We start from the raw sequence: 9,358 nt of genomic DNA, 5'->3' as shown, positions 1-9,358 counted from the left end.
CCCGTCGCGCAGTTCAGACCGATCATGTCGATGCCCAGCGGCTCCAGCGCCGTCAGCGCGGCCCCGATCTCCGAACCCAGCAGCATCGTGCCGGTCGCTTCCACCGTCACCTGCACGATCAGGGGCAGGTCCCCCGCGCCGCACCAGTCCATCGCGCGGCGGGCGCCGATGACGGCCGCCTTGGTCTGGAGCAGGTCCTGGGTGGTCTCCACCAGGAGGGCGTCCGCGCCACCGCGGATCAGGCCCTCCGCGTTCTGCTGGTAGGCCTCGCGCAGGGGCTCGTACCCCACGTGGCCGAGGGTGGGCAGCTTGGTGCCGGGGCCCATGGAACCCAGCACCCAGCGGGGCCGGCCGTCCCGCGCGGTGAAGGCGTCCGCCGACTCGCGGGCGATCCGGGCGCCGGCCTCGGAGAGCTCGTAGACCTGCTCCTCGACGCCGTATTCGGCGAGGGCCGCCAGGTTCGTGCCGAAGGTGTTGGTCTCGACGCAGTCCACGCCCACCGCGAAGTACTCGTCGTGCACGGACCGGACGATGTCGGGGCGCGTGAGGTTGAGGATCTCGTTGCAGCCCTCCAGCCCGAGGAAGTCGTCCAGCGTCGGGTCGGCGGCCTGGAGCATCGTGCCCATGGCGCCGTCCGCGACGACCACGCGGGTGGCGAGCTCCGCGCGCAGTGAACGTCTCATCGCAGCCTCCTCAGGTGCGCGGCCAGTTCCGTCGCGCTCGCCGGGCCGTACGCGGACCGCAGTGCGGCGAGCAGGGGTTCCCGGGACAGGTGGTACTCCTGGGTGCCGGTGTGGCCGAGGACGGTCGCGGCGACGGCGCAGCCCAGCTGGGCCGCGTACCGCTCGGGGACGCCCCACGCCGTACCGGCGAGGAAGCCGGCCCGGAACGCGTCGCCGACGCCGGTGGGGTCGACGACCTCCGGTACCGGCACGGCGGGCACGGTCAGCGGCTCGCGGTCCTCGGCGCGGATCCGTACGCCGGCTTCGCCGTGGGTGGTGATCCAGGAGCCGACCCGGCTCAGGACCTCGTCCTCGGTGAGGCCGGAGCGCTCGCACAGCAGGGCGGACTCGTACTCGTTGGTGAACAGCCGGTGCGCGCCGTCGATGAGGTCCCGCACCTCGTCCCGGGTCAGCCGGGCCAGCTGCTGCGAGGGGTCGGAGGCGAAGGGGACGTCCAGGGCACGGCAGGTGTGGGTGTGGCGGAGCATGGCCTCGGGGTCGTCCGGTGAGATCAGCACCAGGTCGGGGCGGCCGCCGCGGGCGAGGACCTCCCGGAGGTCGATCTCACGGGCCTCGGCCATGGCGCCCGCGTAGAAGGTGGCGATCTGGTTCTGGTCGGCGTCCGTGGTGCAGACGAACCGGGCGGTGTGGCGGGTGTCGCTCACGCGGACGGAGCCGGTGTCCACGCCGTGGTCCTTCAGCCACACCCGGTACGGTTCGAAGTCCGCGCCCACGGCGCCCACCAGCAGGGGGTGCAGTCCCAGCACGCCCAGGCCGAACGCGATGTTCGCCGCCACTCCGCCCCGCCGCACTTCCAGTCCGTCGGCGAGGAACGACAGTGAGACCCGGTCCAGCCGGTCCGCCAGCAGCTGTTCGGCGAACCGGCCGGGGAAGGTCAACAGGTGGTCGGTCGCGATGGATCCCGTGACAGCGATGCGCATGTCAGACCCCGGCGGCCTTGCGCAGCGCGTGGACGCGGTCGGTGCGCTCCCAGGTGAAGTCCGGCAGCTCGCGGCCGAAGTGGCCGTAGGCGGCGGTCTGGGCGTAGATCGGGCGCAGCAGGTCCAGGTCGCGGATGATCGCGGCGGGGCGGAGGTCGAAGACCTCGCCGATGGCGTCCTGGATGCGCCCGTCGGGCAGGGTGGCGGTGCCGAAGGTCTCGACGAAGAGGCCGACGGGCTCGGCCTTGCCGATGGCGTAGGCGACCTGGACCTCGCAGCGGGCGGCCAGACCGGCGGCGACCACGTTCTTGGCGACCCAGCGCATCGCGTACGCGGCGGAGCGGTCGACCTTCGACGGGTCCTTGCCCGAGAAGGCGCCGCCGCCGTGGCGGGCGTAGCCCCCGTACGTATCGATGATGATCTTGCGGCCGGTGAGGCCGGCGTCGCCCATCGGGCCGCCGATCTCGAAGCGGCCGGTCGGGTTCACCAGCAGCCGGTAGCCCTCGGTGTCCAGCTTGATGCCGTCCTCGACGAGCTGGGCCAGCACCGGCTCCACGACGAACTCGCGGATGTCCGGGGCGAGCAGCGAGTCCAGGTCGATGTCGGCGGCGTGCTGCGAGGAGACGACGACGGTGTCGAGGCGGACGGGCTGGTCGCCGTCGTACTCGATGGTGACCTGCGTCTTGCCGTCGGGCCGCAGGTAGGGGACGGTGCCCTCCTTGCGGACCTGGGTCAGGCGGCGCGAGAGGCGGTGCGCGAGGTGGATGGGCAGCGGCATCAGCTCGGGCGTCTCGTCGCAGGCGTAGCCGAACATCAGGCCCTGGTCGCCGGCGCCCTGCCGGTCGAGCTCGTCACCCGCCTCACCTGCGGCGTCGCCACCCTCGATCCGGCTCTCGTACGCCGTGTCCACGCCCTGCGCGATGTCGGACGACTGCCCGCCGATGGACACCGACACACCGCAGGAGGCGCCGTCGAAGCCCTTCTTGGAGGAGTCGTAGCCGATGTCGAGGATGGCTCCGCGGACGAGTTCGGCGATCGGCGCGTAGGCCGTCGTCGTCACCTCGCCGGCGATGTGGACCTGGCCGGTGGTGATGAGCGTCTCGACGGCCACGCGGGAGGCCGGGTCCTCGCGCAGCAGGGCGTCGAGGACGGTGTCGCTGATCCGGTCGGCGATCTTGTCGGGATGTCCTTCGGTGACGGACTCGGAGGTGAACAGCCGCTTGCTCATGCCTGCACCGCCTCGGCGGTGAAGAAGTGCGTCTCGATGGCGGCGAAGGTGCGGATCTCGTCGACCTCCAGGGTCTCCATCTGGATGGACCGTCCGCTGTGCTGTTCCAGCAGGAAGACGAACTCGACGAAGGACAGCGAGTCGATGAGCCGGTTCTCGATGAGGTCCAGGTCGGGAGCGATGTCGTCGAGCTCCTCGTGGCGGGCGAGGAGCCAGTTCTTCATGAACTGCAGACCGTCGGACATGGTGTCTCTCCTTGGGGTGCGGGGTGCGGTGGGGGTGCCGGCCGGACCGGGCCGAGCGGGCTGTGCGGGCTGTGCGGGCTGTGCGGGCTGTGCGGAAGGAACGGGGTGTGCGGGTGTTTCCGGTGGGCCGGGCTCCAGCACCGGGGTGGCGACCGCGACCGCGTAGTCCACGTCGTGGCTGATGGTCACGGTGACCTCGGCGATGCCGGACTCGGCGGCCATCGCCGCCGCCGGGCCGCGGAGTTCCACGAGCGGCCAGCCGCCCTCGGAGCGGCGCACGACGATGTCCAGCCAGGGCAGGAACACGGCCCGGACGCGCAGGGTCTTGAACGCCGCCTCCTTGGCGGCGATCCGCCCGCACAGGCCCAGGACGTCGAGCCTGGCGGAGGTGCGGCAGTCGGCGAGTTCGCCGGGGGTGAGCATGCGCCGGAAGAAGTCCTCGCCGTAGAGGGTGAGGAGCCGGCGGACACGGGTGACGGACACGATGTCCATGCCGAGGTTCGCCCAGCCCGGGCCGCCCGCCGTCGGGGCGACGGGTCGGGTCCGCACGTCAGATCGCCGGCCCGGCCGCGTTCGCCTTCAGGACCGCGGCGGTCGCCGCGCCCCAGCTGCCGTGGCGTCGGGTGAGCGCGGACAGCCAGCGCTCCAGGCCGAAGGCGACGCAGCTGGTGAACGCCGGGCCCGCGCCGGAGGCGAGGGGGATGTCGCACCGGTCGCCGAAGAAGTTGCGGTGGGTGTTGACGGAGGCGATCGCGAGGTCCTCGTACAGGAACTCGTGCTTGACCGGGGTCAGGCGCTGCAGGACGGCCTTGGAGCTGCCCTTGTCGAAGAACGGGTCGCAGGCGGCCTCGCGGCGCAGCGGCAGGTCGAGGGCCTCGGCGAAGGAGTTGATCCGCGCGGTGAAGGAGGCCAGGTGCGCCTCGGCGTGTTCCCGGGTGCCGATGGCGACGATCTCCCGCATCCGGAAGCCGAGCTGGCGGCGCAGGCCTTCGTAGCGCTCCTCCTTGCGGAAGCACCAGCCGACCACGGTGACGAGTTCGTCGTCGTCGGCCGGGCGGCCCTGGTGGTCGATGTAGACGGCGTAACAGGACGCGGAGGGGAGTCCGAGGGCGGCGGGCTCCAGCGCGTCGCAGGGGAAGCAGCCGGTGTCGGTACAGAACTCGCTGCTCCCGCGGACGTCCAGGTTCAGCGGGGCGGCGACGACGGCCTGGTGGGGAAAGTTGTCGTAGTAGTCGAGCCGGGCCAGGTCGGCGGCGGGCAGCAGCGGGGGCATGGTCATCGGACGGGCGCCCGCGCGCACGCCCCAGTGCTCGAAGGTGTCGTCGAGCAGCCTCAGCAGGGCGGTTCCTTCGGGGCCGAGGGACGGCAGGCCCTTCGTGTCTCCGGGACCCGTGGGACTCGCGGGACTCGCGGTGGTCGTGATGGTCATGGGGGGGTCACCTCTCGGACGGCGGTCGGCCCTCTCAGACGACGGGCAGGGTGTCGTCCGTGAAGATCCCGGTCTTCAGGAAGAAGCCGAGGGGCTTGCGGATGGTCTTGCGCTCGAAGGGGCGGCGGCGTTCGTCGGCGACCAGCGCGTTGCGCAGGGCGATCGGGTCGGCGATGCCGGCGTCGCGGTAGACGTGCGGGTTGTAGAGGGAGTTGACGCTGTAGACCACGTACCGCTTGAGGTAGGCCTCGACCTCGGCGAGGCGGGCGGCGGGGACGGCCTCGCGCATCCGGGCGAAGAGCAGGGACACCAGTTCGCGGCCGAAGGCGATGTGCCGGGACTCGTCCTGGTGGTGGATGCGGTTGACCTCGCGGATGGTGTGGCACAGCGATTCGTCGCGCGCCATCCGGGTGTTGTAGTGGTCGACGAGTTCCTCGAAGAACAGGATGCGGGCGAAGACGAGGAAGTTCTCCACCTCCGGTTCCCAGGCGGAGTCGGCGCGCAGGGCCGTGGAGCCGTAGATCTTGTCGCCGTAGCGGCGGCAGAACTCGGCGAAGAACCACATGTGCTCGTTCTCCTCACCGATGAAGTGGTGGAAGAAGTCGGAGGGCACCTCGAAGCCGGGCATGTGGATCCGGCCGACCACCTCGATGAGCAGTTCGCGGATGCCGTGCACGTTGAGGCTGTAGAAGTTGATGCTCTCCCACTTGGAGAGGCGCTGGATCGCCTCCTCGCCGAGCTCGTCGTAGAACGGGGTTCCGTAGACGGTGAGCAGCTCGGGGGTCATCCACATCCGGCCCTCTTCGAGCTTCTCGGGCCACTGGAACTGCTGGTAGGGGTTGTAGTACTCCTCGATGGAGCGGGAGCTCAGCCGCTCCAGGACCTCCAGGAACCGGTCGGTGACCGGCAGGGGGGCGCTGACGCCCATGGTGACTCTCCTCGGTGTGTGGTGGGGCGGCGGGCGCGCGGGGGCGCGGTCCCTTACGGCCGGACCTCGTAGACCGCGTTGACGGGGGTCTCCGTCGCCCGGCGCCAGCGGGTGAACCCGGCCTCTTCGGCGATGCCGCGGAAGGCCTGCTCGCCGGAGTGGTTGCCGAGGGCGTGGGGGCCCCGCTGGGCGACGGCCACGGGCAGGCACATCACCGCGGACAGCGCCATGAACATGCGGGCGGCCGGGGTCTGGGTGTCGATGTCGGCGGGTGACACGTTCGACTCGACGAGCATCCAGGTGCCGTCCGCGTCCAGGGACTTGTGGACGTGGCGGGCGGCGGCGACCGGGTCGCCCATGTCGTGCAGGGCGTTGAAGAAGGTGACCAGGTCGTAGCCGGAGCCGGGGTAGTCGTCGGCGGCGGCGACGTCGAAGACGACGCGGTCGCCGAGCCCGGCCTCCTCGGCGAGCCGGCGGGCGAGGGAGATGGCCTCTTCGGAGTAGTCGAAGCCGTGGACGGTCGCCTGCGGGAAGGCCTTGGCGATCAGCAGGGTGGTGTGGCCGACGCCGCAGCCCACGTCGGCGACGGTGCCGCCGGCGGCGAGCCGGTCGGTGACCCCGGTGAGGGCGGGCAGCCAGTCGGGGACGAGCCGGTGCTCGTAGGTGGGCTGGAAGAAGCTGCCCATGCCGGTGTCCAGGGCCGGGTCGTGCTCGGCCCAGCCGACGCCTTCGCCGCTGCGGTAGGCGTCGACGAGCAGGTCCTCGGTGCCGTAGAGCGCCTTGAGGGCGGTGAAGAACCCGGCGGCGTAGGTGACGGCGTTCGGGTCGGCGAGCACGGGGGCGTGGTCGGCGGGCAGAGCGTACGCGTCCGTCTCCGGGTCGCGCTCGACGTACCCGGCGCTCAGCTGGGCGTGCAGCCACTCCTCGGCGTAGCGGGGGTGGATCCCGGCGCGCGCGGCGAGGGCGGCCGGGGTGAGCGGGCCGGTCTCGGCGAGGGCCCGGTAGAGGCCGAGGCGTTCGCCGAGGGCGACGGTGAGGCCGCGGACGGCGGCGCCGGCGTCGGCGATGACGCGCTGGTGGAAGTCGTGGGTCGCGGTCATGCCGCTCTCACCTCTGCGGTCGGGAGGTCACAGGTGAACAGGAAGGAACGGGGCACGCGCGGGACGGCGCGCGCGGGGACGGGGTAGGGCCAGCGGCCGAAGTCTGCGCCCGCCTCCCCCGGCTGGCGGACCTCCCGTACGTCCCAGCCGCATTCGGCGAGGAGCTCCTCGGGGGTCTCCGTGCCGAACAGCCACGGGTTCCCGTCCTCCTTGAGGCAGTTCAGGAAGGGCCGGGACAGCGGGTTCTCCAGGGCGGACCTGCTGATGACGTCGCCGAGCAGGACGGATCCGGGCGCGGAGTGTCCGGCGAGGGTCGTGATCAGGTGGCGCACGGCCTGCTCGGGAAGGAAGAACAGGAGGCCCTCGACGACCCACAGGACCGGCTCGTCGCGGCGCCAGCCGGCGTCCTGGAGCGGGCCCGTCCAGTCCTCGGTGAGGTCGACGGGGACGGTGACGCGGGTGCGTCCGGCCGGGGCCGGTTCACCGGCGAGCATGTCCGCCTTGGCCTCCAGGAGGGCGGGGCGGTCCAGTTCGTAGACGGTGACGCCGTCGGGCCAGGGGAGCCGGTAGAAGCGGGTGTCCATGCCGGCGGCGAGGAACACGACCTGGCGGATGCCGTGGTCCTCGACGGCGCGGACGACCGCCCGGTCGAGGTAGGTGGTGCGGATGGCGAGGAACGGTACGGTTCCGGCGCCCGCGTAGCGCTCCAGCAGTTCGAAGCCGATGGTGTCGGCGACGGTGCGCGCGTACGGATCGGCGAACAGCCGGTCCTCGCGGTCGGTCTCCAGGGCCCGCGCTGCGGCGGTCCACTGGGCGGTGCGGGATACGGCCTCCACGGGAGGTCTCCCTTCACTTCGGTGGACGGGGGGGGTGGTTCAGGCCAGGCTGCGGACGCGGACGACGGGGTCCTGGGCGGCGCAGGTCGACGCGGGGTGCGCGGCGTCGGACTCGGCGGGCCGCCGCTTGAAGATGCTGTGCAGGACCATGCTGAAGACGACGTTCCCGTCGCCGTCCACCAGCGTGCACTTGGGCTGGACGACGCCCGTGGACGGGTTGAACGGCGAGGGGCGGGAGCCGAGGACCTCGACGCGCGCCGTGAGGACGTCCCCGGGGCGCACCGGCCGCAGGTAGCGGATCTCGTCGACGCCCGGGGAGCCGGTACAGGCGCTGTAGGCGAGCAGGCCGTCGACGTAGCGCCGCATGAACATCGAGGCGCTGTGCCAGCCGCTGGCGATCAGGCCGCCGAACGGTGACTGTGCGGCGAGGTCCGGGTCCGTGTGGAAGGGCTGCGGGTCGAAGCGCCTGCCGAAGTCCAGCACCTCCTCCGCCGTGACGGTGATGGTGCCCAGCTCGTGCACGTCACCGGTCCGGAAGTCCTCGAAGTAGCGCATCACGCGCCCCCCTTGACGTAGAGGAGTGTTTCTCTGGCGTGAACCAATCTACGAATCTGTCGATTATTTTGTCAACCCAAAAGAAGACCGCAGTGCCTGTTCTATGTCCCGCCACAGGTCCTCGGGGTCCTCGATGCCCACCGACATCCGCACGAGCCCCGCACCGATGCCGGCCCGCGCCAACGCCCCCTCGTCCAGCTCCCGGTGGGAGGTCGAGGCCGGATGCGTCACCAGGGTCTCCACCCCGCCCAGGGACAGCGCGAGCCGCGCCACCCGGACGCCCTCGACGAAGGCCCGGCCCGCCTCCCGGCCGCCGTCCAGTTCGAAGGAGAGCAGCCCGCCGCCACCGGAGAGCACCGTGCGGGCGAGGGCGCGGGAGGGATGCGTTCCCAGCCACGGCCAGTGGACGGCCGTCACGGCCGGATGGCGGACCAGCCGCTCGGCGAGCAGGCCGGCGTTGGCACAGTGCTCGCGCATCCGCAGGGGCAGCGTGGCGATCCCGCGCAGCGTCAGCCAGGCGGCGAACGGGTCGGCGCACGCGCCGAGTTCGACCGTGCGCGGCCACACCTCGCGGCGCAGGGCGTCGTCGGCGAAGACAGCCGCGCCGCCGAGTACGTCGGAGTGCCCGGCGAGGTACTTGGTGGTGGAGTGCAGGACGATGTCGGCGCCGAGCTCGACGGGGCGGCACAGGACCGGCGAGGCCAGCGAGTTGTCCACGGCGCCGATCACGCCGCGGCGCCGGGCCGCCGCCAGCAGTCCGGGCAGGTCCGGCACCTGGCCGGTGGGGTTGGCGATGGTCTCCAGGAGGAGCAGCCGGGTCCGCGGCCCGGCGAGCGCCTCGAACTCCGCCACGTCGTCGCCGCCGATGTGGGTGACCTCGATCCCGTGGCGCTCGGCGAGGTCGGTCAGCGCCGCGTACGTCCCCCCGTAGAGGCACCGCTGCGCGATCACCCGGTCGCCGGGGCGCAGCAGGGCGAGCAGTACGCCGCTGATGGCGCCCATGCCGGAGGCGAAGGCGATGGCGGAGGCCCCGCCCTCCAGGTCGGCGAGGGTCCGCTCCAGGGCGCGTACGGTCGGATTGCCGCGACGGCCGTAGACGTACGGGCCGTCGGGGCCGGCCATGGCCCCCGCCAGTTCGTCGGCGGAGTCGAAGGCGAAGGCGGAGGACTGCACGAGCGGCACGGACAGCGGGCGGCTCGTGGTGGCGGGCGGCTCGTGCACCACGTGCACGGCCCGGGTGCGGATGCCGCGGCTGTCGTGGAGATCGCGGCTGTCGCGGATGTCCTTCATCGGGGTCTCCCTGTCGTTGTCGTTCGTCCTGCGGGTCCGGGTACGGAAAAGGGGTCGCCCGACGTCCGGGAAGGACGTCGGGCG

The 9,358-nt window shown here is 71.9% G+C and carries 10 protein-coding genes; all 10 read right to left on the bottom strand.

What is annotated here, in order from left to right:
* The coding region (locus ABZW32_RS37475; RefSeq protein ID WP_356225040.1) for a homocysteine S-methyltransferase family protein at window positions 1-683 on the bottom strand (683 nt) is incomplete at its 3' end.
* Window positions 680-1,663, bottom strand: a complete 984-nt coding sequence (locus ABZW32_RS37470) for a carbohydrate kinase family protein (protein WP_356225038.1) — start codon at window positions 1,661-1,663, stop codon at window positions 680-682. The genes ABZW32_RS37470 and ABZW32_RS37475, both read right to left, overlap by 4 nt.
* A 1-nt stretch (window position 1,664) precedes the next feature.
* Entirely contained in the window at window positions 1,665-2,891 is a 1,227-nt protein-coding gene (gene metK, locus ABZW32_RS37465; protein ID WP_356225036.1) for a methionine adenosyltransferase, read from the bottom strand.
* Window positions 2,888-3,685: a 4'-phosphopantetheinyl transferase superfamily protein gene (locus ABZW32_RS37460; RefSeq protein ID WP_356225034.1), complete on the bottom strand. Its 798-nt coding sequence runs from the start codon at window positions 3,683-3,685 to the stop codon at window positions 2,888-2,890. The genes metK and ABZW32_RS37460 overlap by 4 nt, the downstream gene beginning before the upstream one ends.
* 1 nt (window position 3,686) lies before the next feature.
* On the bottom strand, window positions 3,687-4,565 hold the full coding sequence (locus ABZW32_RS37455; protein ID WP_356225032.1) for a hypothetical protein: 879 nt from the start codon (window positions 4,563-4,565) through the stop codon (window positions 3,687-3,689).
* A gap of 34 nt (window positions 4,566-4,599) precedes the next feature.
* On the bottom strand, window positions 4,600-5,493 hold the full coding sequence (locus ABZW32_RS37450; RefSeq protein ID WP_356225030.1) for a diiron oxygenase: 894 nt from the start codon (window positions 5,491-5,493) through the stop codon (window positions 4,600-4,602).
* A gap of 53 nt (window positions 5,494-5,546) precedes the next feature.
* Window positions 5,547-6,593, bottom strand: coding sequence for a class I SAM-dependent methyltransferase (locus ABZW32_RS37445; RefSeq protein WP_356225028.1), 1,047 nt, complete (start codon window positions 6,591-6,593; stop codon window positions 5,547-5,549).
* Window positions 6,590-7,429: an SAM-dependent methyltransferase gene (locus ABZW32_RS37440; protein WP_356225026.1), complete on the bottom strand. Its 840-nt coding sequence runs from the start codon at window positions 7,427-7,429 to the stop codon at window positions 6,590-6,592. The genes ABZW32_RS37445 and ABZW32_RS37440 overlap by 4 nt, the downstream gene beginning before the upstream one ends.
* A gap of 39 nt (window positions 7,430-7,468) precedes the next feature.
* Window positions 7,469-7,984 (bottom strand): MaoC family dehydratase, encoded by a 516-nt coding sequence (locus ABZW32_RS37435; protein WP_356225042.1) that lies wholly within the window; start codon window positions 7,982-7,984, stop codon window positions 7,469-7,471.
* Between the two features lie 63 nt (window positions 7,985-8,047).
* The gene (locus ABZW32_RS37430) at window positions 8,048-9,274 is read right to left on the bottom strand and encodes an aminotransferase class I/II-fold pyridoxal phosphate-dependent enzyme (protein WP_356225024.1); all 1,227 of its coding nucleotides are present in this window, start codon (window positions 9,272-9,274) and stop codon (window positions 8,048-8,050) included.
* Between the last annotated feature and the right edge of the window lie 84 nt (window positions 9,275-9,358).

The sequence above is a fragment of the Streptomyces sp. NPDC004667 genome (assembly GCF_040609475.1).
In the GTDB taxonomy this organism is placed as follows: Bacteria; Actinomycetota; Actinomycetes; order Streptomycetales; family Streptomycetaceae; genus Streptomyces.
Note: the sequence above shows the minus strand (reverse complement) of the source record. Positions and strands in the feature narration are given on the sequence as shown.